Source organism: Candidatus Brevundimonas colombiensis (genome assembly GCA_029202665.1).
Lineage (GTDB): Bacteria > Pseudomonadota > Alphaproteobacteria > Caulobacterales > Caulobacteraceae > Brevundimonas > Brevundimonas colombiensis.
Window position 1 is genome coordinate 2,978,478 of the sequence record CP119326.1, and the last position, 24,543, is coordinate 3,003,020.

29 protein-coding genes are annotated in these 24,543 nt (G+C 66.5%); 17 read left to right on the forward strand and 12 right to left on the reverse strand.

Annotated features, from left to right (window positions below; translation table 11 throughout):
* The first annotated feature begins 76 nt into the window (after positions 1 to 76).
* The 3 genes from P0Y50_14615 (at position 77) to P0Y50_14625 (ending at position 1,637) form a co-directional block, all read left to right on the forward strand.
* Positions 77 to 427 carry a hypothetical protein gene (locus P0Y50_14615; GenBank protein ID WEK39747.1) on the forward strand — a complete coding sequence of 117 codons (351 nt, stop codon included), beginning with the start codon at positions 77 to 79 and terminating at the stop codon, positions 425 to 427.
* A 91-nt stretch (positions 428 to 518) separates the two neighbouring features.
* Entirely contained in the window at positions 519 to 950 is a 432-nt protein-coding gene (locus P0Y50_14620; protein WEK39748.1) for a hypothetical protein, read from the forward strand.
* Positions 951 to 1,001: 51 nt separating this feature from the next.
* Positions 1,002 to 1,637 carry a helix-turn-helix transcriptional regulator gene (locus P0Y50_14625; protein ID WEK39749.1) on the forward strand — a complete coding sequence of 212 codons (636 nt, stop codon included), beginning with the start codon at positions 1,002 to 1,004 and terminating at the stop codon, positions 1,635 to 1,637.
* Positions 1,638 to 1,695: 58 nt separating this feature from the next.
* Here P0Y50_14625 and P0Y50_14630 read toward each other — a convergent pair whose 3' ends face one another.
* The 5 genes from P0Y50_14630 to P0Y50_14650 form a co-directional block, all read right to left on the reverse strand.
* Complete coding sequence (locus tag P0Y50_14630; GenBank protein ID WEK39750.1) at positions 1,696 to 2,169, reverse strand: SH3 domain-containing protein; 474 nt, start codon at positions 2,167 to 2,169, stop codon at positions 1,696 to 1,698.
* 138 nt (positions 2,170 to 2,307) lie between these two features.
* Positions 2,308 to 3,987 (reverse strand): lysine--tRNA ligase, encoded by a 1,680-nt coding sequence (locus P0Y50_14635; protein ID WEK39751.1) that lies wholly within the window; start codon positions 3,985 to 3,987, stop codon positions 2,308 to 2,310.
* 65 nt (positions 3,988 to 4,052) lie between these two features.
* Complete coding sequence (locus P0Y50_14640; GenBank protein WEK39752.1) at positions 4,053 to 4,397, reverse strand: RidA family protein; 345 nt, start codon at positions 4,395 to 4,397, stop codon at positions 4,053 to 4,055.
* Positions 4,398 to 4,512: 115 nt separating this feature from the next.
* Positions 4,513 to 4,983, reverse strand: coding sequence for a hypothetical protein (locus P0Y50_14645; GenBank protein WEK39753.1), 471 nt, complete (start codon positions 4,981 to 4,983; stop codon positions 4,513 to 4,515).
* 30 nt (positions 4,984 to 5,013) lie between these two features.
* On the reverse strand, positions 5,014 to 5,463 hold the full coding sequence (locus tag P0Y50_14650) for an Lrp/AsnC family transcriptional regulator (protein ID WEK39754.1): 450 nt from the start codon (positions 5,461 to 5,463) through the stop codon (positions 5,014 to 5,016).
* 128 nt (positions 5,464 to 5,591) lie between these two features.
* Between P0Y50_14650 and P0Y50_14655 the strand changes: the two genes are divergently transcribed.
* The 3 genes from P0Y50_14655 to queA all read left to right on the forward strand — a co-directional run bounded on the left by P0Y50_14655 (position 5,592) and on the right by queA (position 8,608).
* Complete coding sequence (locus P0Y50_14655) at positions 5,592 to 6,878, forward strand: D-amino acid dehydrogenase (GenBank protein WEK39755.1); 1,287 nt, start codon at positions 5,592 to 5,594, stop codon at positions 6,876 to 6,878.
* 97 nt (positions 6,879 to 6,975) lie between these two features.
* Positions 6,976 to 7,416 (forward strand): hypothetical protein, encoded by a 441-nt coding sequence (locus P0Y50_14660; protein ID WEK39756.1) that lies wholly within the window; start codon positions 6,976 to 6,978, stop codon positions 7,414 to 7,416.
* 106 nt (positions 7,417 to 7,522) lie between these two features.
* On the forward strand, positions 7,523 to 8,608 hold the full coding sequence (gene queA, locus P0Y50_14665) for a tRNA preQ1(34) S-adenosylmethionine ribosyltransferase-isomerase QueA (GenBank protein ID WEK39757.1): 1,086 nt from the start codon (positions 7,523 to 7,525) through the stop codon (positions 8,606 to 8,608).
* 97 nt (positions 8,609 to 8,705) lie between these two features.
* Here the strand turns inward: queA and pdxH are convergent, their stop codons facing one another.
* Positions 8,706 to 9,386 (reverse strand): pyridoxamine 5'-phosphate oxidase, encoded by a 681-nt coding sequence (gene pdxH / locus P0Y50_14670; GenBank protein WEK39758.1) that lies wholly within the window; start codon positions 9,384 to 9,386, stop codon positions 8,706 to 8,708.
* Positions 9,387 to 9,489: 103 nt separating this feature from the next.
* Between pdxH and P0Y50_14675 the strand changes: the two genes are divergently transcribed.
* From P0Y50_14675 to P0Y50_14685, 3 genes are all read left to right on the forward strand, one after another.
* Positions 9,490 to 10,224, forward strand: coding sequence for a DnaJ C-terminal domain-containing protein (locus P0Y50_14675; GenBank protein WEK39759.1), 735 nt, complete (start codon positions 9,490 to 9,492; stop codon positions 10,222 to 10,224).
* Positions 10,225 to 10,232: 8 nt separating this feature from the next.
* The gene (gene aroC, locus P0Y50_14680; protein WEK39760.1) at positions 10,233 to 11,318 is read left to right on the forward strand and encodes a chorismate synthase; all 1,086 of its coding nucleotides are present in this window, start codon (positions 10,233 to 10,235) and stop codon (positions 11,316 to 11,318) included.
* Between the two features lie 256 nt (positions 11,319 to 11,574).
* Positions 11,575 to 11,916 (forward strand): VOC family protein, encoded by a 342-nt coding sequence (locus P0Y50_14685; protein WEK39761.1) that lies wholly within the window; start codon positions 11,575 to 11,577, stop codon positions 11,914 to 11,916.
* Positions 11,917 to 11,919: 3 nt separating this feature from the next.
* Here the strand turns inward: P0Y50_14685 and P0Y50_14690 are convergent, their stop codons facing one another.
* The 3 genes from P0Y50_14690 to thiE are packed head-to-tail and all read right to left on the reverse strand — an operon-like array spanning position 11,920 to position 15,119.
* The gene (locus P0Y50_14690; protein WEK39762.1) at positions 11,920 to 12,669 is read right to left on the reverse strand and encodes a hypothetical protein; all 750 of its coding nucleotides are present in this window, start codon (positions 12,667 to 12,669) and stop codon (positions 11,920 to 11,922) included.
* Between the two features lie 43 nt (positions 12,670 to 12,712).
* A complete protein-coding gene (locus tag P0Y50_14695) occupies positions 12,713 to 14,401 on the reverse strand; it encodes an ATP-binding protein (protein WEK39763.1) in 1,689 nt (562 codons plus the stop codon).
* Positions 14,402 to 14,459: 58 nt separating this feature from the next.
* Positions 14,460 to 15,119: a thiamine phosphate synthase gene (gene thiE, locus P0Y50_14700; GenBank protein WEK39764.1), complete on the reverse strand. Its 660-nt coding sequence runs from the start codon at positions 15,117 to 15,119 to the stop codon at positions 14,460 to 14,462.
* A 130-nt stretch (positions 15,120 to 15,249) separates the two neighbouring features.
* Here thiE and P0Y50_14705 point away from each other — a divergent pair, with 130 nt between their 5' ends.
* The 6 genes from P0Y50_14705 (at position 15,250) to P0Y50_14730 (ending at position 19,562) form a co-directional block, all read left to right on the forward strand.
* Positions 15,250 to 15,435, forward strand: a complete 186-nt coding sequence (locus tag P0Y50_14705) for a (2Fe-2S)-binding protein (GenBank protein WEK39765.1) — start codon at positions 15,250 to 15,252, stop codon at positions 15,433 to 15,435.
* Between the two features lie 145 nt (positions 15,436 to 15,580).
* Positions 15,581 to 16,081 (forward strand): bacterioferritin, encoded by a 501-nt coding sequence (gene bfr / locus P0Y50_14710; protein WEK41588.1) that lies wholly within the window; start codon positions 15,581 to 15,583, stop codon positions 16,079 to 16,081.
* A gap of 56 nt (positions 16,082 to 16,137) precedes the next feature.
* Positions 16,138 to 16,698, forward strand: a complete 561-nt coding sequence (locus tag P0Y50_14715) for a tryptophan-rich sensory protein (protein WEK39766.1) — start codon at positions 16,138 to 16,140, stop codon at positions 16,696 to 16,698.
* A gap of 101 nt (positions 16,699 to 16,799) precedes the next feature.
* Entirely contained in the window at positions 16,800 to 17,366 is a 567-nt protein-coding gene (gene efp / locus P0Y50_14720; protein WEK39767.1) for an elongation factor P, read from the forward strand.
* A gap of 172 nt (positions 17,367 to 17,538) precedes the next feature.
* Positions 17,539 to 18,342, forward strand: coding sequence for an inositol monophosphatase family protein (locus P0Y50_14725; GenBank protein ID WEK39768.1), 804 nt, complete (start codon positions 17,539 to 17,541; stop codon positions 18,340 to 18,342).
* A gap of 182 nt (positions 18,343 to 18,524) precedes the next feature.
* Positions 18,525 to 19,562, forward strand: a complete 1,038-nt coding sequence (locus tag P0Y50_14730; GenBank protein ID WEK39769.1) for a glycerophosphodiester phosphodiesterase family protein — start codon at positions 18,525 to 18,527, stop codon at positions 19,560 to 19,562.
* A gap of 127 nt (positions 19,563 to 19,689) precedes the next feature.
* Here the strand turns inward: P0Y50_14730 and P0Y50_14735 are convergent, their stop codons facing one another.
* Positions 19,690 to 21,555, reverse strand: coding sequence for an ABC transporter transmembrane domain-containing protein (locus tag P0Y50_14735; GenBank protein WEK39770.1), 1,866 nt, complete (start codon positions 21,553 to 21,555; stop codon positions 19,690 to 19,692).
* 136 nt (positions 21,556 to 21,691) lie between these two features.
* Here P0Y50_14735 and rpmE point away from each other — a divergent pair, with 136 nt between their 5' ends.
* Positions 21,692 to 21,916 carry a 50S ribosomal protein L31 gene (rpmE, locus tag P0Y50_14740; GenBank protein ID WEK39771.1) on the forward strand — a complete coding sequence of 75 codons (225 nt, stop codon included), beginning with the start codon at positions 21,692 to 21,694 and terminating at the stop codon, positions 21,914 to 21,916.
* A 161-nt stretch (positions 21,917 to 22,077) separates the two neighbouring features.
* Positions 22,078 to 23,640: a L,D-transpeptidase family protein gene (locus tag P0Y50_14745; protein ID WEK39772.1), complete on the forward strand. Its 1,563-nt coding sequence runs from the start codon at positions 22,078 to 22,080 to the stop codon at positions 23,638 to 23,640.
* A gap of 12 nt (positions 23,641 to 23,652) precedes the next feature.
* Here the strand turns inward: P0Y50_14745 and P0Y50_14750 are convergent, their stop codons facing one another.
* Complete coding sequence (locus tag P0Y50_14750; protein WEK39773.1) at positions 23,653 to 24,168, reverse strand: DUF1465 family protein; 516 nt, start codon at positions 24,166 to 24,168, stop codon at positions 23,653 to 23,655.
* A 91-nt stretch (positions 24,169 to 24,259) separates the two neighbouring features.
* A complete protein-coding gene (locus tag P0Y50_14755) occupies positions 24,260 to 24,463 on the reverse strand; it encodes a DUF1192 domain-containing protein (GenBank protein ID WEK39774.1) in 204 nt (67 codons plus the stop codon).
* Positions 24,464 to 24,543 lie beyond the last annotated feature (80 nt).

The following is a 24,543-nucleotide window of genomic DNA, read 5'->3' on the forward strand; positions in this document are numbered from 1 at the left end:
TGAACATCCCCCTACCAAACAAGGTTAAGACGTGATAACCATAAGGGTGTTGCTAACCACTTTTTGAGGGGCTTTCATGGACCGCACTGAAGTCGTCACCAGCGTTGCTGGCGATCTGCATGCTACCGAACTCGCGATCGACGCCGCGATCACCCAGGCGACGACGCTGGTTCAATCCTTCATCGGCGCCCGTGCGGCCCTTTCGCTTTCGCCGGTGAGCGGCACGGGTTCGCAGGCCAAGGCCATGGAAACGATCGCCGCCCTGTCGGCCGCGCGCGAGTCCATCGTCGCCTGCCACGCCGAACTGCAAAAGGACCACCGCCGCCTCGGCTACGGCACCTACGCCGCTGGCCCGATCGCCAAGCCTGACGACTGGCTGGATCCGAAGATCGCTCAAGCCCCAGCACATCTGCACCGCGTCGCATGAATTCTCGGTAAGCTTGGCTTACCACGATTTCAGTTTGTCGTGACTTAGGTCATTATCGCCCCCGCGCATGTCTGCACGGGGGCGGTTTGCCATGCTTAATATCGTCTATGTGGTGGTTGGCGCGATCTTTATGGTCAGCATGGCGCTGTTCGCCTTTTTGAAGGGCGGGCGCGCTGAACGTTTCGGCGCAGGCGCCTACCTATTTGCCTGGCTGGCGTCGATAATTCTTCAGGAAAATAGCGGCTTCCGAGGAATGCCGATCGGCCTTTTTCTCATCGATCTCGCCGTCTTAATCGGCTTCGTTGGCATTGCCTGGCGCTACAAGCACTCTTGGCCAGTATGGGTTAGCGGAATTCAGCTTATAACCGTGATGTGTCACATCATGATACTCACCAAACAGCCGGTTCTGCTTACATCTCTGATCACCGTCATGAATTTGAACAGCTACCTGATAATAGGTTTTCTGATCTTCGGCACATTCGTGGCGTGGCAAGAACGGCATGCAGCAGAGTTGAATAGGTAGAAATTCCTATCCACAGAATGTAGGCTGGGGCGAATCACTCGTTGGGCCGCCATGCCGCTGTCGCACGCCAAACTCTGGAAAGCCGTCGACAGTCTGGCGCGACGAGAAGGTTTGACCCCATCGGCTCTGGCCCGACGCGCGGGATTGGACGCCACCAGCTTCAATCCGTCAAAACGCTTCGGCGCCGGCGATCCGCCGCGCCCACGCTGGCCGTCGACCGAAAGCATGACGCTGATCCTCCAGGCGACTGGAGTTTCACTGGCGGAATTCGCGGCCCTTGCCGACGACGCGCCGGAGCGGCCGACCACCGTCCCGTTGCTGGGCCTGGCCAAGGCGGGCGACGACGGCTTTTTCGACGATGCCGGCCTGCCCACGGGCGACGGTTGGGATCAGACCGAACTGCCGCGCGCCAAGGACACCCTGTTCAGCATGACCATCGATGGCGATTCGATGTCACCGCTCTACAGGGAAGGTGATCGGCTCCTTGTCGACCAGGAAGAGACGCGCGTGAGGCGCGGGGACCGTGTGGTCGTCCGCCTGATGACCGGAGAGACCATCGCCAAGGAGGTGGCCAGTCTGACCAGCCGCACCGTCACCCTGTCGTCCATCAATCCCAATTATCCGCCACGGACCGTGTCTCGACGCGAGATCGAATGGATGGCGCGGATTCTGTGGGTCAGTCAGTGATGGACGTCGAAAGGCCCCGCGGCGAACCGACGGGGCCTTGGTTTCAGCCTACTGTATCTCAGTTGGCCGTGACGTAGTGGGCGTTCACCCAACCACCACCGGCGATCTGAACCCATTCGCCCTGTGAGCCGACAGCGGTGAACGGTTGGCCGGCCGAGAGGGTGCCGGCGGTGCGATAGTTGGTGCCGGGGCCGCTGCGGATGCGCAGATTGGACGATGCGCGATACTGGCCGCCTTGCGACACCGAGGCGGCGCGAGCGCGTTGCTGGTTGCAGCCGATATACGAACCCGCCGCAGCGCCGGCGCCGGCGCCGACGATGGTGCCGGCGGTGCGTTCGTTACGGGCCAGGTTCGACCCGACCACGCCGCCGACGACGGCGCCGATCAGGGCTCCAGCGCGTTGGCGGCCGCCGGGGGCGTCGCAGTTGGTCACGCCATTGGCCTGAGCCTGGGCGGCCATCGGGGCGGCCGTGACCATGGCGGCCAGAGCGGCAGCGGTGGCCAGACCCGTCTTGAAAATCTTGTTCGACATAACTCTTCTCCTGTCAGCGCGTTTGCCGATGACGGGAGAATGCATGGACCAACCTGAAGGCTCCCAGAGCTTCGCCGTTATTTTCCGTTCATGTTTGTTGCGGCGATCGGCCTTCAGCCTATCGAAGCGGGCAAGACGTCAGGCGACGAGTTCCCCGTTCGCGCCCGCCTCTATCAGAGCGATCGTCTGCGCCAGGCCGTAGATGGCGGCGAAGGAACCGAAACGCGGCCCCTGCGGGGCGCCCAGCAGCACCTCGTACAGCGCCCCAAACCACGCCCTCAGCGGCTCGAAGGCGTGGTCCTTGCCCACCGCATAGACCTCGTTCTGGATCAGTTCGCCGTCCGTCGTGTCGGCTGGCAGGGCCTTCAGCCGCGCCGCCAGGTCCTTGAGCGCCGCCTTCTCTTTATCGTCCGGCAGGCGGTACGACTTGGAGGGCTTCACGAAGTCCTCGTAATAGTTCAGCGCATGGTCCATCAGCCGGTCCAGCAGCGGCTCGTTCTCGGGCGTCGCATCCGGCAGATATTTGGCGAAATAGGCCCACAGCTGCGCCTTGTCCGACGCATTGGCCACGCCCACCAGGTTCAGCAGCAGGGCGAACGACACCGGCGAGGTGTGGGTCGGCGGATCACCCGCATGGATCGACCAGACGGCGTTGTCGATCCGCTTGGCGGGTTCCTGCGTCTTATAGGCCTCGATGAAGGCCAGATAGTCGTCGATGGCGCGCGGAATGACGTTGAAGTGCAGGCTCTTGGCCGACTTCGGCGACTGGAACATGTACCAGGACAGGCTCTCGGGCGTGCCGTAACGCAGCCATTCGTCCATCGTCAGGCCATTGCCCTTGGACTTCGAGATCTTCTTGCCTTCGATGTCCAGGAACAGTTCGTAGTTGAAGCCTTCCGGCGGGGTGCCGCCCAGGGCGCGGCAGACCTTGGAGCTTTCGCGCACGCTCTCGATCAGGTCCTTGCCCGACATTTCGTAATCGACGTCCAGCGCGACCCAGCGCATGGCCCAGTCCGGCTTCCATTGCAGCTTCACATGGCCGCCCGTGACCGGAACCTCGGTGCGATTGCCCGGCTCGCCCGCCGGGTCTTCGAAGGTGATGGTCCCCTTCTCGACATTGCGGTCCAGCGTCGGGACCTGCAAAACATGATGCGTCCGGGGGCTGATCGGCAGGAAGGGCGAATAGGTGGCCCGCCGTTCCTCGCCCAGCGTGGGCAGCATGATGGCCTGCACCGCGTCGAACCGCTCCAGCAGGGTCAGCAGCGTCGCATCGAACCGCCCGGACCTGTAGGTCTCGGTCGAGGACATGAACTCGTAGTCGAAGCCGAACGAGTCCAGAAACGCCTGCAGGCGCGCATTGTTGTGCGCCCCGAAACTGTCATGGGTGCCGAACGGATCGCGCACGCGGGTCAGCGACAGGTTCAGGTCCTCGCGCAGCATTTCCGGGTTCGGAATGCCCTCCGGCACCTTGCGCAGGCCGTCCATGTCGTCGCTGAACGCGATCAGCCGCGTCTTCCAGTGATCGCCGGTCAGGGCGCGGAAGGCGTTGCGCACCATGGTCGTGCGCGCCACCTCGCCGAAGGTGCCCATGTGCGGCAGGCCGGACGGGCCGTAACCCGTCTCCAGGACCACCGGGCGGCGCAGAGCCTCGAACCTGGCCAGCGCCTCGTCGGCCTTGCCCGCGTCGATCAGGGCCCTGGCCTCGGCCCGCTCGCCTTCGGCCAGACGTTTCTTCAGCACATGGGCCAGAAGATTGCGGGCTTGCTCAAACGGCCAGGACTTGGCCTCGCGGGCGAGGGTTTCGAGGTTCTGCAACATGGGCGGCGGTTTGCAGTCTGCAAACCGCGCGGTCAACCGTGCCGCCGCCCTTTGCCGGCGGGCTTTCAGCCCTTTGCGGCGGTGACGATGATCTCGACCCGATAGTCCGGCGTCGCCAGACGGCTTTCACCCGTAGCGCGGGCAGGCGGATTGGCGGTGTCGACCCAGGCGTCCCAGACGCTGTTCATCGCCTCGAAATCCGCCATGTCGGCCAGCCAGATCTGGGCCATCAGAATTCTGGACTTGTCGCTGCCTGCCTCAGCCAGCAGAGCCTCGATCTCGGCCAGAGCCGTCTTGGTCTGGGCGACCACATCATCGCCCGGTTCGCCCACCTGCCCCGACAGATAGATGGTGTCGCCGTGGATCACCGCCTCGCTCATGCGGGCGCCGGGCTGGATGCGGGTGATCATGGAAAGCCTCCTGTCAGATGGGCTGCACTATCGGCATGAACACCCGCGTGTCGAGATTTCCATAGCAAATCGTCATCCTCGGGCTCGACCCAAGGGCCGAATGCGAAGTTGAAACCTACCGCCGCCCCCGCAACACCATCGCCACCACCGCTGCGCCCGCCGCCACCACGACCGCGTCCTCGATCACTCCGCTTTTGGTCTGGCCGATCCGCGCCATCGCCCTCTTACGCCCCGCCAGCGTCAGATAGGCCAGCGGCACGGCCGTTCCGACCGCCAGCCCCGCGCCCAGCCGCGCGCGACCGCGCGGCGCCAGGGCCGCCCCGGCGATGCCCGCGCTCATCACCCGCGCCAGCAGGCCCAGAAACACCGTGCGGTCCGGCGCCGACTTCATCTTGTCGCCCAACAACTCGCCCACACCCATGAACAGGGCGCCGAACTTGAACAGCGGCTGGTTCAGCAGGAACACCCGTCCCGGCGTCGGCCTGAGCGCCAGTTCTGCGACGGCGATGGCCGCCATCGGGGTCATGGAACGGGCGCTGGCGACGGCGCCGATGAGGACGGAAGGCAGCAGTTCGGTGATTTTCATAACTGCTGAACACCGCAGGCGCGCGACGGTTCAGCCCCCCGCCGCCAGAACATTGCGGATCGCCAGGCTGGAGTGGATGCGCGACACGCCGGGCAGGCGCGACAGCACATCCTTGTGGATCACCTCATAGGCGGCGATGTCCGGCGCCACGGCCCGCACGATATAGTCCGCCGCCCCCGCCATCAGATAGCAGTCGCGGATTTCCGGGTGGTTCCTGACCGCCGCCTCGAACCGGCGCATATGGTCGTCGGTCTGTTTCTCCAGCGTGATCTCGACATAGGCCACAACCCCGTCGTCGGCGTCATTGGCCAGGACGGCGGCGTAGCCCCGGATCACGCCCCGTTCCTCCAGCCGCCGCACCCGCCGCAGACAGGCCGACGGCGACAGGCCGACCGCCGTGGCCAGGTCCGCATTGCTGATCCGCCCGTCCGCGCGCAGACGCTGCAAGATGCGTTGATCGACCGGATCAAGCAGGCTCACAATTTTCCACCTTCTGACCGCATATAATTGCGCCAACCCTCTATCAGCCGCCGATCATTGCGCAAACAGGCAGGATCATCGAACCTCGCGCGGGTAACTTCCATCCAAGACTAACTTGGAAACGTCACATGCGGGTTCTGGTGCTTGGATCAGGCGTCATCGGCGTCACCACCGCCTGGCAACTCAGTCAGGCGGGGCATGAGGTTGTCGTCGTCGACCGCGAGACCGGGCCGGCGCTGCAGACCAGCTTCGCCAATGCGGGTCAGGTCTCGCCCGGCTATTCCGCGCCGTGGGCCGCCCCCTCGATCCCGGTCAAGGCGATGAAGTGGCTGCTGATGCGCCACGCCCCCCTGATCATCCGCCCGAAGCTGGACATGGCCATGATCCGCTGGACCCTGGCCATGCTGCGCAACTGCACCCACGAACGCTATGCGCTGAACAAGGGTCGGATGGTGCGTCTGGCCGAATACAGCCGCGACCAGCTGGACCTGCTGCGTCGCCAGACCGGCATCGCCTATGACGGGCGCGAGCAAGGCACGCTGCAACTGTTCCGCACCGAAAAACAGCTGGCCGACGTGCACAAGGACGTCGACGTCCTGCGCGCCCAGGGCGTCCCGTGCGAGGTTCTGGACCCCGCAGGCTGCATCACCGCCGAGCCGGGTCTGGCCGCGTCGGCCGTTCCCTTCGTCGGCGGCCTGCGCCTGCCCAATGACGAGACGGGCGACTGTTTCCTGTTCACCAACGCCCTGGCGAAACTGGCGGCGGAACGGGGCGTGGTCTTCCACAATGGCGTCCAGATTCACGGCCTGACCGAAACAAACGGCCGCGTCGACGGCGCCCGCACCAGCATCGGCGCGCTTCAGGCCGACGCCGTGGTGGTGGCCCTGGGCTCCTATTCGCCGCAGATGGTGGCGCCGCTGGGCCTGAAACTGCCGGTCTATCCGGTGAAGGGCTATTCGATCACGGCGCGGATCACCGACGCCGCCCGCGCCCCCGTCTCCACCGTCATGGACGAAAGCTACAAGGTCGCCATCACCCGTCTGGGCGACCGCATCCGCGTCGGCGGCATGGCCGAACTGTCCGGCTATAACAACAGCCTGCCCCATCTGCGCCGCGAGACGCTGGAGCAGTCGGTCGGCAGCCTGTTCCCCGGCGGCGGCGACCTGAAGGGCGCCAGCTACTGGTCCGGCCTGCGCCCCATGACGCCCGACGGCACGCCGGTCATCGGCGCCGCCAACATCCCCGGCCTCTATCTGAACACCGGCCACGGCACCCTGGGCTGGACCATGGCGTGCGGCTCGGCCCGCGTGCTGGCCGACCTGATGGGCGGCCAAACCCCCGAGATCGAAACCCGCGACCTGTCCCTGAACCGCTACGGATCATGGGCCGGGGCGTTTGCGCCGGGATTTGGGTGAGAGGCTGACCAGGGCTGCTAACGTCTGCGTGGTGAAAAGGACGCGATGTCTCTTATCGACCCATTGCGGACGTAAGAGCCGCCCCGCACAATAAGGTATGCAAGACACAGATTACACTCCGGAAGCTGAGGCACTCTTTGAGCGCTTAGCGAAACGCTACGGCCTAGAATTCGTAGTTGAGGACGGCGTCCCGATGGAGGTGTGCTGGACGTTCCCTGTTCAGCCGCATCTATCTCGCCCTATCACGCTTGGCCTTCAAAACCTCGACGAACTGAACTTCGGAGTGGGCGAACTTTGGACCTACTTTTTCCCATTTCCCGACCATGCTGAACGCTTTGAGCGGATCGTCGGCTCTTGGATCGAAGGAAATGGCAGGGTCGCCGTGACAGGAGGCAAAAGCTGCAACCTGCAACTTCTTGAAGGGGCAGAGTGGCAGACGGTTTACAGCCAGAACGGCTGCGTCTGGTTTTTCTGGATGACGCCGAAACGCTACCTAATGAATGAAACCCCACCAGCTTCGCCCGCGGACGGCCTGTAAACGAAGGTCCGCTTCCCATCCTTCTCAGACATCGGACGCGTCCACTTCCAGCCACCCTCACTCCAAATCATAGCGCACCCCGCCCGACGCCCGTATAGAGCGCCCGATGAAGACGGCTGATTTCGATTTCGACCTGCCCGAGGACTGCATCGCCCTGCGTCCGGCTGATCCGCGCGATTCCGCCCGCCTGTTGGTGGTCGAGGGCGATGTGCTTCAGGACCGGATCATCCGCGACCTGCCCGGCTTTCTGCGCCCCGGCGACGCCCTGGTGTTTAACGACACGCGGGTGATCCCGGCCCGCCTGTCCGGCGTGCGCCAGCGTGTCGGACCCGAGGGCGAAACCCTGACGGTCGAGGTCGAGGCGACGCTGCACCACCGCGACGCGCCCGACGTCTGGTCCGCCTTCATGAAGCCGGGCAAGCGCATCAAGCCGGGCGACCGGATAAGGTTCGGCGCCCATGGCGACGCCGCCTGCGACCTGGGCCGACTGGACGCCACCGTCACGGCCAAGGGCGACGACGGCCTGATCACCCTGAGATTCGACCTGTCCGGCCCGGTGCTGGACGACGCCATCCGCGATGTCGGGGTCATGCCCCTGCCGCCCTATATCGCCGCCAAACGGCCCGAGGACGACCGCGACCGTTCGGATTATCAGACCGTCTTCGCCGAGCATGACGGATCGGTCGCCGCCCCCACGGCGGGCCTGCACTTCACCCCCGCTCTGCTTGACGCCATCCGGGCGCGCGGCGTCTCCACCCACGCCGTGACCCTGCACGTCGGGGCGGGAACCTTCCTGCCGGTCAAGGTCGACGATCTGGCCGACCACAGGATGCACAGCGAATGGGGCGAGGTCTCAGCCGACGCCGCCGCCGCCCTGAACGCCGTCCACGCCAACGGCGGCCGCATCATCTCAGTCGGCACCACCTCGCTGCGCCTGCTGGAAAGCGCCACCGCCGAGGACGGCGAAATCAGACCCTTCCACGGCGACACGGCCATCTTCATCACGCCGGGCTATCGGTTCCGGGCGGTCGATGTGCTGATGACCAACTTCCACCTGCCCAAATCGACCCTGTTCATGCTGGTCAGCGCCTTCGCCGGTCAGGCGACGATGAAGGCGGCCTATGCCCATGCAGTGGCGGACGGCTATCGCTTCTATTCCTATGGCGACGGGTCGCTGCTGTTCCGCGCCTAGAGCCGTTGATGCTCGTGTCGAGGCGGGCCTGGAAGGGGTTCATCACGACGGACGCGACGAGCCGGCCAGCCCAGTCGCCGAACGCTCCGAACGGGCGTCAGGGCCAGAGGCGGCAAGTGCGCCAGGTCTCGCCATCGCGATCGAACCGCAGTCGGTCATGCAGGCGGAAGGGGCGATCACGCCAGAACTCGACCGAGCGCGGCGCGACCCGCCAGCCGGTCCACCGCTCGGGACGCGGGACGTCCTGGCCGTCGAAGCGCGCGGTTTCGCGGCCGACAGCCTCTTCCAGCGCCGCGCGATCCGACAGCGGGCGGGACTGGTCCGAGGCCCAGGCGCCGATGCGGCTTTCGCGCGCGCGGCTGGCGAAATAGGCGTCCGCCTCGGCCTCCGTCACCGGCTTGACCGCGCCGCGCACCCGCACCTGACGACGCAGGGTCTTCCAGTGGAAGGTCAGGGCGGCGACGGGATGACCCGCCAGTTCGACGCCCTTGGCGCTCTCGCTGTTGGAATAGAAGGTGAAGCCGCGCGCATCGACGTCCTTCAGCAGCACGATCCGCCCGTCCGGCAGACCGTCGGCGTCGACCGTGGACAGGGTCATGGCGTTGGCGTCGTTCGGTTCATGCCCCCGCGCATCCGCCAGCCATTCGACGAACAGGCCGATGGGTTCGGCGCACTGAAAGATGCCGTCGTCGCCGTTGGCGGCCAGGGCGGCGGCGTAGTCGCGGGCGTATTCCTCACGCGACGGGCTGGGCGGGATCACGGATGCGGTCATGGCCATGATCTAGCGCCTGGGGTCGTCCGTGCAAATGATCGAGGTCAAAACGGCGCCGATCCGATCACGGTTAACCGCCCATTGACCCTGATCGGCGAACGGTGGGGCCATGAGCGCGCACCGCCCTTCACCCGATGTTTCCGGCATCCGCGAGGCCCTAGCTGTCCTGGGCGTTGCGGCCGATGTCGACGCGCCGACGTTGAAGGACGCCTTTCGCGCGGCGGTGAAGGCGGCGCGGCCGGACCGGACGGGCGGCGACGCCGAACGTTTCCGGCGCGTGATCGCGGCCTATCGGCTGATCCAGGCGCACCAGCCCGAGCGAACGGCCTTGGCCCCGCCTCGGCTTCGGCCTGCGCCCGCGCCGGTCCTGGCCCTGTCGCCGATGCAGGCGCTGGCGGGCGGCAAGGTCGAGGTCAGGCTGGGCGTCCGCACCGTGCGCGTGACCACGCCTAAGGGCCTGCGCACCGGCGACCATCTGCGACTGCGACAGGGGGGCGCGGACGGCGGCGATCTTTATCTGTCGGTGCTGATCCGGCCCGAAGACGGCCTGTCGGCGATGGGCGACGACCTGTTCATGTCCTGGCCGGTCGAGCGTCGCCTGATGGCCGATGGCGGCCGGGTGGAGATCGAGACGCACGTGGGAACCCGCTCGGCCTGGATCACGGCGGATAGGACGGCGCCTATTCGCGTGCGACTGAAGGGATTGGGCCTGCCCGCGCGCGGATCGCGGGCGGCGGGGCATCTGTTCGTCACCCTGGAACCGGCGTCGGACACGCCGTCCGCGGCCGAAGACCTGTTGATCCGGTTCACGCGGGTCTGGACGCAGGAACGTCTGGCGGCCTAAGTCGCGCCATGTCGCACAATACCTTCGGCCATTTGTTTCGCGTGACCACCTGGGGCGAGAGCCATGGCCCGGCCATAGGCTGCGTGGTCGATGGCTGTCCGCCACTAATTCCGCTGACCGAGGCCGACCTCCAGCCATGGCTGGACCAGCGCAAGCCCGGCGGCAGCCGCTTCGTGACCCAGCGCAAGGAAAGCGACACGGCGCGCATCCTGTCGGGCGTGTTCGACGACGGCGCGGGGCCCGTCACCACCGGCGCGCCGATCTCGATCATGATCGAGAACCAAGACCAGCGGTCCAAGGACTATGGCGAGATCGCCCGCGCCTATCGGCCCGGCCACGCCGACTACGCCTATCAGGCCAAATATGGCGTGCGCGACCATCGGGGCGGCGGCCGATCCTCGGCGCGCGAGACCGCCAGCCGCGTGGCGGCCGGGGCCGTGGCGCGTCGGGTGCTGGGCGACGGGGTGAAGATCCGCGCAGGCGTGGTGCAGATCGGGCCGCACCGGATCGCGCCGGACAGGATCGACTTTGACGCCGTTCACGCCAATCCCCTGTTCGCCGCCTCGTCTGAGGTCGTGGCGGACTGGGAGGCCTATCTGGACGGCGTGCGCAAGGCCGGTTCGTCGGTCGGCGCCGTGGTGGCGCTGGAGGTCACGGGGGTTCCGGCCGGATGGGGGGCGCCGATCTACGGCAAGCTGGATTCGGAGCTGGCCGCCGCCCTGATGTCGATCAATGCGGCTAAGGGCGTGGAAATCGGCGCAGGCTTCGACGCCGCCGAACTGACCGGCGAGGAGAACGCCGACGAGATGCGTCTGGACCTGAACAAACAGCCGGTCTTTCTGTCAAACAAGGCGGGCGGGGTGTTGGGCGGCATTTCGACGGGCCAGCCGGTGACGGCGCGGGTGGCGTTCAAACCGACCTCCTCCATCCTGACGTTGCGCCAGACCATAACCCGCGACGGGGAAGAGACGGATCTGCGCACCAAGGGGCGTCATGACCCGTGCGTCGCCCTGCGTGCCGTGCCGGTGGTTGAGGCGATGGCCGCCTGCGTCCTGGCCGACGCCTTCCTGAGGCACCGCGCCCAGGTCGGTTGAACCCGGTCGGGAACGGGTCAGAGGCCAACCCGTCGTCGCACGACGTCCGCCGGTTGAACCGGAGCGACGACAGGAGCCGGCCGAACGACCGTCGGCGGCCTTTCGTCGCGTTGCATCAGGGCGACCAAGCCCGCCAATCCCGTGGTCATCACGATCACCGCTCGACTCCTGCAACTGCGAACCGTTTGCAGGTTTGCGCAAGTCGGGCCGGCGTGCAAGAGGCTGCGTTGGTGGCTTGAACAGCAGGAGATCAACCGTGCGTGAAGACGGAAAACTCGACTACCTGGAACTGCCGGCCGCCGATCTGCCGGAAACCAAGGCCTTTTACAGTCAGGCGTTCGGTTGGACGTTCATCGACTATGGCCCGGCATACGCCGCCTTCGATCAGGGATTGGACGGGGGTTTCGACGCGGATCCGGCCGACCGCACGGCGGCGCCCCTGCCCGTCCTTTACGCCCATGATCTGCAGGCCATGCTGAGCCGGGTTGAGGCGGCCGGCGGGCGAATCGTCAAGCCGATCTACGCCTTCCCCGGCGGCCGGCGGTTCCATTTCGCTGATCCCTCGGGGACAGAGATGGCGGTCTGGTCCGAGACCTGACGCCTATCGAGGATCGACCGACTGGCCGATCCGCTCGGCCAGATCGCGGTCCGCGCCGACGACGCTGGCGATCCAGACATGGATTTCCTTGGGCGTCGCGGCGCGCTGGAACAGATGCTCCATCGCCAAACGCCGACCGCCTTCGTTCACGACGATGGAGGTCCGGCCGCCCGTGCGGACCATGTCGCCGTCATAGATGGGAAACTGCGACGACGGCCCGGCGTAGATCATGGCCAGGGTCAGGTCGCCCCGCTGGATGCGATAGATGGCCGCATCCGCGCCCGCCCGCGCCGGAACCATCACCACGCCGGCCGGAAGCTCGATACGGAACGGCAGAGCCGCGATCCCCGCCGCATCCAGCGCGGCGGGGCTGGGCGTCGGAGCGGGAGCCGGCGTTGAGGCCGCTGGCGCAGTCTGCGCAGGCGCGCTCGGCTGCGTGGTCGTGGGTCGAGCGGCAGGCGCGGCGGGGCTGGACCGCGCGGGGTTTGTCGTCTGGGGCGCAGAGGTCTGGGGCGCCGGGGTCTGGGGCGCAGCGGTTTGGGCGCGTGTCGGCGCAGATGTGGTGGCCCGTGATGACGGCGACGACGACGGTGTAGCGGCGGGCGTGGTCGACGACGGCGTTGCGCGCGGCGCCGCCGATGCGGCGGAGGGCGGCGCGCTGTTCAGATCGCGCGTTAGGTCGCTGCCGGCGCGCGGAGGCGGCGCGGCCTGACCGGACAGGGCGACGGCGGCGGCGAGGGCGATCAGGGTCATGGCCGGACCATCGCGCGGCGCGGCCCTGTTCGCAAGCGCGACCTCACGCCTTGGGAATCATAACCCAGAAGGTCGCGCCGTCGCCCGGCGCAGAGATCACGCCGATCGAGCCGCCCTGCAGTTCGACCAACCGTTTGGCCAGCGCCAGACCGACCCCGTGCCCTTCCACCGTCGAACGCTCCAGGCCCAGACGATTGAACGGCTCGAACAGTTCCGCCTGTTTCTGCAGGGACAGGCCGGGGCCGAAGTCCGTGACCTCGATCCGCACGCAGTCCTCGGCGCGCAGCGCCCGCAGGATGATGCATCCCCCCGACGCGCCATACTTCAGCGCATTGATCGTCAGATTGGTCACGACCTGGGTCAAACGCTGCGAATCCGCCACGGCGACCAGGCCGTCGCCCTCATAGACCACATCGATCGACACCTGGCCGTCGGCCTCGGCCCGCAACAGACAGATGCGTCTGACATCCTCCAGCAGGCCGGGAATGTCGGTGGGCCGCAGGTCGACCCGAACGGCGCCGGATTCCGCCCGCGCCACGTCCAGCAGGTCGTGCGCCAGGGCTTCGATCTGGCGCGCCGTGGAGACCAGCATGTCCGACATCTCGGCCTGTTGCGGCGTGACCGGACCCAGCTGGCCCTGACGCCAAAGGTCGCCGATGCCGATGATGCCGGCGACCGGGCTCTTGATCTCATGGGCGACGTTGGCCAGCAGACGCGACTTGGCCTCGGACGCCTTTTCCGCCCGCTCGCGGCCGAGACGCGCGCGCTCGGCCAGCACGTCGCGCTCTTCCAGCAACGAGGCCACCAACAGGAAGGGCATATAGCCGACCAGCACCAGGACTTGCGCCATCATGACCTGGTCGGCCCGGCCGCCCTGCGTGTAGGTGGCGTGACCCGTCATGGCCCCGCCGACCGTGAGCAGAGCCACCACGACCAGGGCGAAGGCGGTTCCCGCCACGCCCAGCCGCACGGCGATGGCCATCAGCAACGGCATCAGCAGGAAGCCGGCGGTCAGATTGCCGCTGAGATTGGCGGCGTAAAATCCCAGGACGCAGGCCAGCAGCCCGCCCGCCTCCAGCAGCTTGGCGGGCCGGCTGAGGCGCGCCAAGGTCGCGCGGGTCAGCGACAGCCCCATGGCGCCCAGGACGGCGATGCCCAGGGCGTGACCGAACCACCAGGTCTGGAAGCCCCGCCAGACATCTGGCTGACCGCTCTGCATCTGGATCAGCACGCTGCCCAGCGCCGCGGGAATGGGCGCCAGCACGGCCGCGAAGAACAGAAACCCCGCCGCCCCGTTCAGGGTGGACATGTTCAGGGTGGGCGCGAATCTGCGGGCCATGAGAACGGCGCCGACGATCTCGACCATGCTGAACAGGGCGAAGGCCAGCGCCAGCAGAGGTTTATTGCCCGCGATGATCTCGCCGATCAGGACGCTGACCATCAGCACGCCGGCGAAAGTCAGATCATTGGCGCGCCCCCGGCTGGTGCGCAGCCAGACGGCGATCGCGAGGCCGCTGGCGCCCCACAGACCTGCGACCAGACCGGAGGATCGGCCGTAGGCGATGGCCGTGGCGACCAGTATGGCCACCGCAACGCCGGTCAGCACCGGCGCCAGCGGCTGAAAGGCCTCAGGACCGTTGCGGCGTTCCGTTGAAAACTGAGCAGCCTTCGGCGTCGCCGTCTTGGAAGAGGCGGGAGGGACGTCGCTGCTGAGCACGCGGCTCATCATCATGAAAGCGTCCTGACCAAAGAGTGTCAGACGCACATGACCACAGGGTTCCTAACATCCCTTAAAGTTGGAAGTTCAACTTTTGATTGAACAGCTTAACCGCCGCGGCTGCACCGCCGTCATAACTCCAGATTCCGCCGCATACGGCGATGAAATCCGCCCCTGCGCGGGCCACTGTTTCGGCCGTTTCGACCGTGATGCCGCCGATGGCGACGCAGGGCGTCTCCACCGTTTCCTGCCAGATGGTCAGAAGCTCCAGCGGCGGGGTGTGGACCGTCGCCTTGGTCGCAGTCGGATAGAAGGCCCCGAAGGCGACATAGTCGGCGCCGCCCTCGGCCGCCTCCCACGCCAGGTCCCGGTCGTCATGGCAGGTTACGCCGATCATCGCGTCCGGCCCCATGATCCGACGCGCCTCGGCCAGAGAGCCGTCCTCCTGGCCGATATGGACGCCGTCGCAGCCGGTGGAGCGCGCCAGATCGGGTCGGTCGTTCAGGATCACCGCCACATCATAGCGACGCGCGATCGGAGCCAGCACCGCAACGGCCTGGCGGATGACCGCCTCTTGCGCCGGTTTCAACCTGATCTGCAAGGCCGCCACGTCGCCTGCCGCCAGCGCCTGGTCCAGGGTTCTGGCGAAGGCGTCCAGATTGGCAATAGCGGGCGGCGTGATCAGATACAGTCGGCACGGCGGGCGGGCGGGGACGGGAGATGTCTTGGGCATGGTTGTCCTTCCCTCCCCTGCGACGTCGCGTCAACGGTCGCCGCCGCCCGAGGCCATGAGAACGACTTGCAATCGCCTTAAGGGGTGCTATAGCGAACCATTCTCAGTCGGTGGATCGCGTAGAACACTCGTGTACGTCTGCAACTGCAACGGCCTTCGCAAGCGGGATGTGGCCCAGTCCATCGAGGCGGGCGCCCAGCGTCCGCGCGACATCTTCGCCAGCCATCAATGTCAGGCGCAATGCGCCAAGTGCGTCTGCGAGATGCGCCAGATGATCCAGGACAGCCGCGAAGCGTTCGCACTCGCAGCCGAATAGTCCTCGCCGCCCATCGCGGCCGAAAATCACTCGCACTATCAATGTAGTGATAAAAACTCGCAAATAAACAATGCGGGTTTTACTGTGCTATTGCCGGGTTCGACAGACGGCGACCGCGCCGTCAGAGAGACCAAGGACCATGGCCATGAAGGGCGATCCCGCAATCCTGCGCACGCTGAACGCAGTGCTGACCAACGAACTGACGGCGGTGAACCAGTATTTCCTGCATGCGCGCATGTTCGAAAGCTGGGGCTTGGCCCACCTGGGCAATGTCATCTACGAAGAATCGATCGGCGAGATGAAGCATTCCGACATGCTCATCAAACGCATCCTGTTCCTGGACGGCCTGCCCAACCTGCAAGACCTGCACAAGCTGAAGGTGGGTGAAGATCCCATCGAATGCCTGGGCGCCGACCTGCAGCTGGAAGTGGACAGCCGCGCGACCACCGCCGCCGCCGTGACCCAGTGCGAGGAAGCCCGTGACTATGTCAGCCGCGACCTGCTGATGAAAATCCTGGCCGACACCGAAGAACACATCGACTTCCTGGAAAATCAGCACAAGCTGATCCAGCTGATGGGCGCGCAGAACTATCTGCAGTCGGCCATGAAGGAGATCGTGACCGACAGCGCCGCCACCGGCAACTGATGGGAACCGTGGTCCGCTCCGGCCATTAGCTTTTCGAAGGTAAGCTGGAGCGCGCCATGACCGATATTGACGAAGCCATCGACGACGTGCGCGACGCCGCCGCGGACCTGCTGAACAGCCAGGGCCGCAGCACCGGCCATGTGGTGGCCGGGATCGCGCTGACCGTCGGCTTCGCCCTCTTGGCCCACACCATCGCCTCGGGCGCGTTGAAGCCGCGGCGCAACCTCAAACAGTTGCGCGACAGGGATCTGCCGATCACCGAAAAGCCGAAGGGGGCGTTCAGCCTGATCCTGCCGGCTGTGTTTTCGGCCACCACCCTGTCGGCCGTGCGCGTGTGGAACGCCCCGCCGCAAAAGGAGCGCACGCGCGCCATGGGCCTGTGGGTGGCGGCGCAGACAGTCAACGCCGTCTGGCTGGGTCTGCGTCCCTCCTCCATGGCGCGGCAGGTGATGGCCGCCATGTCGTCGGCCGGTCTGGCCGCCGCCTTCGCCCATGAAGCCCGCAAGCTGGATGAAGGGGCCGGCAAGATGGCGGCCCCGACCGGCTCCGGCGTGCGGCTGGGCAACTTCCTGCATCGCAAGACCGAGGACGCGTCGCGCGGGCGCACCCTGCATTAAGCGCGTCGCCTTGCCCTTTCGCGGGGCTTCCTCTAGGGATCGCGCCCTTCGCCACGCTCCGAACGGTCGCGCGGGCGCAACCCCAATTCCAATGTGACCCCATGAAGATCAACGGCAACACCATCAAGCCCGGCATGGTCCTGCAGCACAACGGCGGCCTGTGGGTCGTCACCAAGGCCAGCCACGTCAAGCCCGGCAAGGGCGGCGCCTTCGCCAACGTCGAGGCCAAGAACCTCGAAACCGGCAACAAGCTGAACGAACGCTTCCGTTCGGAAGACAAGGTCGAGCGCGTGACGCTGGAGCAGAAGGACTTCTCCTATCTGTTCGACAACGGCGACAGCCTGGTCTTCATGGACGACGCCACCTACGAGCAGATCGAACTGCAGAAGGACTGGGTCGGCGAGGAACGCATCCCCTATCTGCAGGAAGGCATGAAGGTCGTCATCGAGATGCATGAAGAGCGCCCGATCGGCCTGGAGCTGCCCGATCAGGTCGTGCTGGAAGTCGCCGAGACCGAGCCGACGGTTAAGGGCCAGACCGCCTCTTCGTCCTACAAGCCCGCGCTGGCGTCGAACGGCGTGCGCATCATGATCCCGCCCTATATGTCGGCCGGCGAAAAGATCATCGTCGACACGACCAGCGGCGAATACGTCCGCCGCGCGGACTGACTGTTCGGGTGAGCGAGGGGTGGTAGTGAGCAAGGGGTGAGCCGAGGCTGCACCGTTCGCTCCCCCCTTGCTCACCAACACCTCTCACCGACGCCGTTTTGACGTCGCCCTTGAACTTCTCCGTCTGTCCGGGCTGACGCCTTGAAGGACTTTCGGACCAGGAGATCCGCCGATGGCCCTCGCTTCCGCCCTGCTCCAAGTCATGACCGATGCGGTGCGCAAGACCGCCCGCCCGATGCTGCGCGACTTCGGCGAAGTCTCCCAGCTTCAGGTCTCGCGCAAAGGCCCTGGCGATTTCGTCACCGCCGCCGACCTGAAGGCGGAAGACACCCTGTTCGAACTGCTGATGAAGGCCCGCCCCGGCTATGGCTTCCTGGGCGAGGAGCGCGGCATGGTCGAGGGGACCGACAAGTCCCACACCTGGATCGTCGATCCCATCGACGGCACCACCAATTTCATGCACGCCATGCCCCATTTCGCCATCACGGTGGGGCTGGAGCGGCGCGCGCCGGACGGGTCGAGCGAGATCGTCGCCGGGGTGACCTACAATCCCGTCATGAACGAGCTGTTCTGGGCCGAAAAGGGCAAGGGCTGCTATCTGAACGACCAGCGCATCCGCGTCGCCGGTCGTCGTGACCTGTCCGAAAGCCTGATCGCCACCGGCCTGCCCTTCATCGGCAAGTCGGGCCACGCCCAGGCCATCAAGGACATCCACGCCATTGGCCAACGCGTCGCGGGCATCCGTCGCCTGGGTTCGGCCGCCTTGGACTTCGCCTGGGTCGCGGCCGGCCGCTACGACGGCTACTATGAGCGCAACCTGAAGCCCTGGGACGTGGCGGCGGGCATCCTGTTCGTCACCGAGGCCGGCGGCCGGGTCACGACCATCGAAGAGGACGGCGACCCCAAGACGGGCGTGTCCGTCCTGGCGTCCAACACCGAACTGCATCCGCATCTGCGCAAGGTGCTGCAGGGATAGGCCTATGTCTCCTCCCCATGACATGGGGAGGTGGCGCGGCGCGTCTTCAGCGCCATGACGGAGGGGCTTTTTAGAGGCCCGTGGGGCTTTAAGACCCCCTCCACCGTTTCGCGGTCCCCCTCCTCCCGATGTGGGCAGGAGACAGTCATCGGCCTGTCGCCTGCCTGCCCTATCCAGGCCGGATGATCCGCTGCATTCTGACCGCCGTCATCCTGCTGATGGGAACGCCCGCCTTGGCCCAGCCGCTGATCATCGCGCACCGCGGGGCCTCGGGCGAGCGGCCCGAGCATACGCGCGCGGCCTATGACCTGGCCATCGAACAGGGCGCGGACGTGATCGAGCCGGACCTGGTGCTGACCAAGGACGGGGTGTTCGTGGATCGGCACGAGAACGAGATCGGCGGCACGACCGATGTGGAACGCCACCCCGAGTTCGCCGCACGCAAGACCACCAAGGTCATCGACGGGGTCCAGACGACGGGCTGGTTCACCGAGGACTTCACCCTGGCCGAGTTGAAGACGCTGAGGGCCAGGGAGCGGCTGCCCGCCTTTCGCCCGTCCAGCGCGACGTTCGACGGGCAGGAGCCGATCCTGACCTTCGACGAGGTGGCGGCCATCGCCCGCGCGGCCTCGGCCCGGACCGGCCGCACCATCGCCGTCGCGCCCGAACTGAAACACCCGACCTATTTCGCGGGCATCGGCCTGCCGATGGAGGACGCCTTCGTCGCCGAGCTGGAACGACTGGACCTGACCGGCGCGGACGCCCCGATCATCGTCCAGTGTTTCGAGGTCGGGCCGCTGGAACGACTGGCGGGCCGCATCAAGGCGCCGCTGGCCCAGCTGGTCGCAGGCGCGGGCGGTCCGGCGGATCGGCCCGGCCTGACCTATGCCCCGATGATTACGCCCGAGGGGTTGAAGACCATGGCCGCCTATGCCGCCTGGGTTGCGCCCGAGATGACCCTGGTCCTGCCGCGCGACGCCGAGGGGCGCACGACCGCGCCCAGTCCGCTGGTCGCCGACGCCCATGCGGCGGGCCTGAAGGTCGTGGTCTGGACCCTGCGCGCGGAGAACGCCTTCCTGCCCGCCGAACGCCGCCGGGGCGCCGGTATCGCCGATCACGGCGACATGGCGGGCTATGCCGCCGCCTTCGCCGAGGCGGGGGTGGACGCCCTGTTCAGCGACTTTCCGGGCCTGGCGCGCGAAATCCTATCAAACCATTGATTTGACTAGATAATATACAGTCACGCCAGACTGACCGTCCAATTGCACTGCACCCCTGAAAATGGTGCAATTTCGTCTAACCCCTTGAACTGCATGAGACCAATTGCACACCATGTGTGCAATTGGATCATCCCGCGCGGAACTGGAGTTCGGCCAGGCGCGCGTAGAGGCCGCCCTTGGCGACCAGCTGGTCGTGCGTCCCCTCCTCGACCACGCGGCCGTCGTCCATGACCACGATCCGGTCGGCGCGCAGGACGGTGGCCAGACGGTGGGCGATGACCAGGGTGGTGCGTTCCTCCATCGCCTGATCCAGCGCGACCTGAACCAGACGTTCGCTTTCAGCGTCCAGCGCGCTGGTGGCCTCGTCCAGCAGCAGGATGGGGGCGTCGCGGACCAGGGCGCGGGCGATGGCCAGACGCTGGCGCTGACCACCGGACAGGCTCTTGCCGCGCTCGCCCAGCGGCGTGTCGAACCCTTCGGGCAGGGCGTCGATGAAGCCCAGGGCCTGGGCCTTATCCGCGACGACGCGGGCCTCTTCCAGGGTCGTATCCTCGCGACCGAAGCGGATGTTCTCCAGCGCCGAGCCGGAAAACAGCGGCGTCTCCTGCGACACCCAGGCGAAACGGTCGCGCACGGCGACGGGGTCGGCCTGACGCACATCGACGCCATCGACCGAGACCATGCCGGTCTGGGGGTCGTAGAAGCGCAGCAGCAGACGAAACACCGTGGACTTGCCCGCGCCGGACGGGCCGACCAGGGCCACCGTCTCGCCCGGCCGCACGGTCAGGCTGAACCCTTTCAGCGCCGGCAGGTCGGGCCGCCCCGGATAGGAGAAGCCGACGGCGGACATCGACAGTTCGCCGCGTGGCGGCTGCGGCAGGGCCGAAGGCTGGGCCGGCGGCGCGATGTCGGGCACGGCGCGCATCAACTCCTCGATCCGCTCCATGGCCCCGGCGGCCTTCTGCACGTCGCCCCAGCTTTCGCCCAGCGCGCCCACGGCGCCGGCGGCGAACACCGACAGCAGCACGAACTGAAGCAGGGCGCCCGGCGTCATGGCGCCCTTCACCACATCCTGGGCGCCCAGCCACAGCACCAGGGTCACGCCGCCGAACATAACCACGATGATCAGGGCGGTCATCCAGGCGCGGGCCTGCATCCGGGTCAGCGAAGCGGAAAAGGCGTCCTCCACCGCCGCCCCGAATCGGTCGATGGCGCTGCGTTCGCGACCGAAGGCCTGCACGGTTTCGATGGCGTCGACGCTCTCGCCCGCGAAGCCGACGGCGTTGGCGAAGCGATCCTGGGACGTCACGGTCAGCTTTCGGACCTTGCGGCCGAAGATGAAGATCGGCCCCAGCAGGAAGGGCACGATCAACAGGACGAAGCCGGTCAGCTTGGGGCTGACGAAGAACAGCAGGGCGACGCCGCCGATCAGCGTCAGGAAGTTCCTGAGCGCATAGGAGATCGAGGTGGTCATCAACGTCTCGACCAGGGCGATGTCGGTGGTCAGACGCGACAGAACCTCACCCGTGCGCATATGGGCGTAGAAGGACGGGTCCAGCGTCAGGATGCGGCCGAACAGACCCTTGCGGACATCGGCGATGACCCGCTCGCCCGTGCGGGTGACGAAATAATAGCGGGCGGCCGTGGCCAGGCCCAGGAACAGGGCGTTGGCGCCCAGCAGCAGGAACCAGATGTTCAGATTGGCCCCGCCCGCCTCGAACCCGTGGTCGATGGCGCCGCGGGCCAGGGCCGTCAGCCCGAGCGAGGCGGCGGTGGACAGCAGCAGCCAGAAGACCGCCATCAGGGCGTGCCCCTTGTGCCGCAGGGCGAAGGGGATCAGGCGGGCCAGGGGGCGGATGTCGCGGCGTTTGGCGCGTTTCTCGCCCGCCTCGGACATCTGGTCCGCCAGCAGGGCGCCCGCGCTGGGCCGCCCCTCGACGGAGGCCAGACCGGAAGCACGATTGGCGGGGGCGGAAGCGGTCTGATCGGTCATGGCGCCCGCCTCTTGCCCCGGAACGCCCCCCGGTGTAAACGCCGCGCTCTTTTCCGCTGGACCTTTCAGCGGAATTCTCACTTTCACGCGCACCGACGGTCGGCATCGTCACCGCGCCAGAGACCGGACGACGACCATGAAAGCGGACACGCATCCCGACTATCACTTCATCACCGTGGTGATGACCGACGGCACCTCCTACCAGACCCGTTCGACCTACGGTAAGGAAGGCGACACGCTGAACCTGGATATCGATCCGACCACGCACCCGGCCTGGACCGGCGGCAACGCCCAGCTGATGGACCGCGGCGGCCGCGTTTCGCGCTTCAACAACAAGTTCGCCGGCTTCATCAAGAAGTAAGGGCGTCCTGGCTGCGACATGTTGCAGCAAACAGGTCACGAAGAGCGTCGGTCGCAAGACCGGCGCTTTTTGTTTGGCCGGAACACCGATAATGTAGAAACGTTCGGGTACCAGGGGCATCGGCCACGCTGGCCGAAGCGATCGAAGAAGCGGACAGGTTAATGAATAGACGGCAACTGGGTCTGGGCGTCGCCACGGCGGCCATGGCCCTTGGCTCCACGGCGCGCGCGCAACAGGTCTTCGTGCAGCGCGGCCCGGAGGCGACGGCCTTCTACAACAGCTTCAACGATCAGATTTCCCGCCTGCCGCAGACCCAGCAGGCCGACGTCCGCGCCTTCTACGAGCTAAACAACTGGCGCCCGGTGTGGAACGCCGAACGGGTGCGCGCCCTGAACACGGCGGCGTCGCGGGCGGACAAGCACGGTCTGGCCGCGAACGACTATTTCGATTTCGTCGGCCTGGCGGCGGACCCGGCCAGCGCGGACCTGCGGACCACGGCGGCCGCCCTGGCCTACGCCCGCGTCCTGGCCGAGGGCAAGGTGCGGCCGGAAACGGTCGAAGAGCTGTGGGAGATGCAGAAGAACCGCGTCGACCTGCCGCGTGGCCTGACCGACGCCCTGAACCGCAATGTCCTGGCCAACTGGTACGACGGCCTGGCCCCCACCGACATCGGCTATCAGAACCTGTCGGCCGGATATGTGCGCTATCGCCGGCTGGCGGCCCAGGGCGGCTGGCCCCGCTTCACCCAGGGCGCGACCATCGAGCCGGGCAACAGCGACCGCCGCATCCCCGCCCTGATCGACCGCCTGACCGCCGAGGGCGATCTGTCGGCCGCCGACGGCGCGCGGTTGAAGGCGCAGGGCCTGACCTACAACGCCGAACTGCAACGCGCAGTCCAGGGCTTCCAGAACCGTCACGGCCTGGGCGCGGACGGGCGTATCGGCGCGGGAACCCAGCGGTCTCTGTCCGCCACGGCCGAAGATCGCGCGCGTCAGATCGCGTTGAACCTGGAACGCCGCCGCTGGCTGAAGCGCGACCTCGCGCCCGAGCGGATCGAGGTCAACACCGCCGCCGCCATCATGGTCTACTGGAAGGACGGCAAGCCCGTTCACTCCAACCGCGTGGTGGTCGGGTCGGCCGCGAACCAGACCCCCAGCCTGGAGAAGCCGTTCGCCTCGGTCGTGGCCAATCCGCCCTGGTATGTGCCGGCCGGCATTGCGCGCCGTGAAATCCTGCCCAAGGGGCCGGGTTATCTGGCGGCCAACGACATGTATGTGAAGGACGGCATGGTCATCCAGCGCGCCGGTCCGCGTTCGGCCCTGGGCTATGTGAAGTTCGAGCTGCGCGACAGCTACGCCATCTTCCTGCACGACACGCCGTCCAAGGCCGCCTTCAACCTGTCCACGCGCCAGCGCAGCCACGGCTGCGTGCGGGTGCAGAATGCGGTGGAGTTCGCGCGTCTGCTGCTGTCGCCCGATCCGACCAAACTGGGTCAGTTCGACGCCGCACAGGACAGCCGCGAGACGACGCGGGTGACAACGGGCCGCGAGATTTCGGTGCGCCTGCTGTACTGGACCGCCTTCGTGGACGGCCAGGGGCGCGTGGCCTTCCGCGAGGACGTCTATGGCCGCGACGACAAGCTGGCTCAGGCGCTGGGCATCGGCGTCAACCTGCCCAAACCGATCGACGACGGCCGCGCCGACGCCAACGACGTCGGGCCGTAACCCCTTGAAGGATCAGCCCCGGAAAGCGGCCTCAAGCCTTCCCATCTGGGACAGCACGGGGTTTTCCGGGGCCTGATCCTGATCGTCCAGATACATGCGGCGATCCAGATACAGGGTCCGTTCGAAAAGCTTCTCGGACCGCACCAGGTATTCGACCAGGGCGATCGGCAGTTCGGCGTGGCTGGGCTCGCCCTCGATACGGCGGTCGTTCAGACGGTAGCGCGCCTCGCACGCCGTTTCGGGCGACATGTCGTCCTCGCGCACCGCACGCTGGACCAGGAGCCACGAGGCGATCTGCATCAGCCGGGTGGTCAGCTTCATGCTCTCGGCGGCATAGGCCAGGGCGGCGGCGCGCGACAGCATCTTGGAATCGCGGCGTCCCTCCCCGTCCAGATAGGCGGCCGTCTCCTCCACCAGCTCCATGCCTTCGCGGAACGTGCGGTCGAACAGTTCCGAACGGGCGAAATCGCGCACCGTGCGGCTGCGGTCGGTTGAGGCGTAGGCGAAGGTCATTTCAGCTTTGATCATCGGGTAAGCGGGGCCGTCCTGCAATCGACCCCCACGGAGCCGTTCGTCGCAACGATGCAACGCTCATGCCATGCCGGGACCGCTTTCGCGATCAGGATCCGAAGTTGAACAGGGCGTCGGCGGCGTTTTTCTTGGACCGTTTCGCCTCGATGGCGCTGCGGGCGCGGGCGATTTCATCGTCCAGGGCGGCGATACGCTCCTGCAGATCCTCGATGGAATAGACGTCCAGATCCTCTCGCGACAAGGCCCGCAGGGGTTCGCCGCGCTGGGGCCGGGGTTCCAGATCCTCGAACATCGTCTGCGCCTTTCGTTCCGGTGATGGCCAAGGCGGGCCGGGGCGCCTATCTGAACGCCCTGACACGGACGAAAGCAAGG

Bases quoted from the DNA above. Each gene is read 5' to 3' on its own strand.
- P0Y50_14725 (WEK39768.1), top strand. From the start codon at position 17,539: ATGGCCCTCGCTTCCGCCCTGCTCCAAGTCATGACCGATGCGGTGCGC.
- P0Y50_14655 (WEK39755.1), top strand. From the start codon at position 5,592: ATGCGGGTTCTGGTGCTTGGATCAGGCGTCATCGGCGTCACCACCGCC.
- pdxH (WEK39758.1), bottom strand. From the start codon at position 9,386: ATGGCCATGACCGCATCCGTGATCCCGCCCAGCCCGTCGCGTGAGGAA.
- P0Y50_14620 (WEK39748.1), top strand. From the start codon at position 519: ATGCTTAATATCGTCTATGTGGTGGTTGGCGCGATCTTTATGGTCAGC.
- P0Y50_14630 (WEK39750.1), bottom strand. From the start codon at position 2,169: ATGTCGAACAAGATTTTCAAGACGGGTCTGGCCACCGCTGCCGCTCTG.
- P0Y50_14660 (WEK39756.1), top strand. From the start codon at position 6,976: ATGCAAGACACAGATTACACTCCGGAAGCTGAGGCACTCTTTGAGCGC.
- P0Y50_14755 (WEK39774.1), bottom strand. From the start codon at position 24,463: ATGTTCGAGGATCTGGAACCCCGGCCCCAGCGCGGCGAACCCCTGCGG.
- thiE (WEK39764.1), bottom strand. From the start codon at position 15,119: ATGCCCAAGACATCTCCCGTCCCCGCCCGCCCGCCGTGCCGACTGTAT.
- P0Y50_14645 (WEK39753.1), bottom strand. From the start codon at position 4,983: ATGAAAATCACCGAACTGCTGCCTTCCGTCCTCATCGGCGCCGTCGCC.
- P0Y50_14625 (WEK39749.1), top strand. From the start codon at position 1,002: ATGCCGCTGTCGCACGCCAAACTCTGGAAAGCCGTCGACAGTCTGGCG.
- P0Y50_14735 (WEK39770.1), bottom strand. From the start codon at position 21,555: ATGACCGATCAGACCGCTTCCGCCCCCGCCAATCGTGCTTCCGGTCTG.
- P0Y50_14730 (WEK39769.1), top strand. From the start codon at position 18,525: ATGATCCGCTGCATTCTGACCGCCGTCATCCTGCTGATGGGAACGCCC.
- P0Y50_14745 (WEK39772.1), top strand. From the start codon at position 22,078: ATGAATAGACGGCAACTGGGTCTGGGCGTCGCCACGGCGGCCATGGCC.
- P0Y50_14635 (WEK39751.1), bottom strand. From the start codon at position 3,987: ATGTTGCAGAACCTCGAAACCCTCGCCCGCGAGGCCAAGTCCTGGCCG.
- P0Y50_14675 (WEK39759.1), top strand. From the start codon at position 9,490: ATGAGCGCGCACCGCCCTTCACCCGATGTTTCCGGCATCCGCGAGGCC.
- aroC (WEK39760.1), top strand. From the start codon at position 10,233: ATGTCGCACAATACCTTCGGCCATTTGTTTCGCGTGACCACCTGGGGC.
- P0Y50_14750 (WEK39773.1), bottom strand. From the start codon at position 24,168: ATGATCAAAGCTGAAATGACCTTCGCCTACGCCTCAACCGACCGCAGC.
- P0Y50_14615 (WEK39747.1), top strand. From the start codon at position 77: ATGGACCGCACTGAAGTCGTCACCAGCGTTGCTGGCGATCTGCATGCT.
- P0Y50_14715 (WEK39766.1), top strand. From the start codon at position 16,138: ATGACCGATATTGACGAAGCCATCGACGACGTGCGCGACGCCGCCGCG.
- queA (WEK39757.1), top strand. From the start codon at position 7,523: ATGAAGACGGCTGATTTCGATTTCGACCTGCCCGAGGACTGCATCGCC.
- P0Y50_14695 (WEK39763.1), bottom strand. From the start codon at position 14,401: ATGATGATGAGCCGCGTGCTCAGCAGCGACGTCCCTCCCGCCTCTTCC.
- P0Y50_14690 (WEK39762.1), bottom strand. From the start codon at position 12,669: ATGACCCTGATCGCCCTCGCCGCCGCCGTCGCCCTGTCCGGTCAGGCC.
- P0Y50_14640 (WEK39752.1), bottom strand. From the start codon at position 4,397: ATGATCACCCGCATCCAGCCCGGCGCCCGCATGAGCGAGGCGGTGATC.
- efp (WEK39767.1), top strand. From the start codon at position 16,800: ATGAAGATCAACGGCAACACCATCAAGCCCGGCATGGTCCTGCAGCAC.
- bfr (WEK41588.1), top strand. From the start codon at position 15,581: ATGAAGGGCGATCCCGCAATCCTGCGCACGCTGAACGCAGTGCTGACC.
- rpmE (WEK39771.1), top strand. From the start codon at position 21,692: ATGAAAGCGGACACGCATCCCGACTATCACTTCATCACCGTGGTGATG.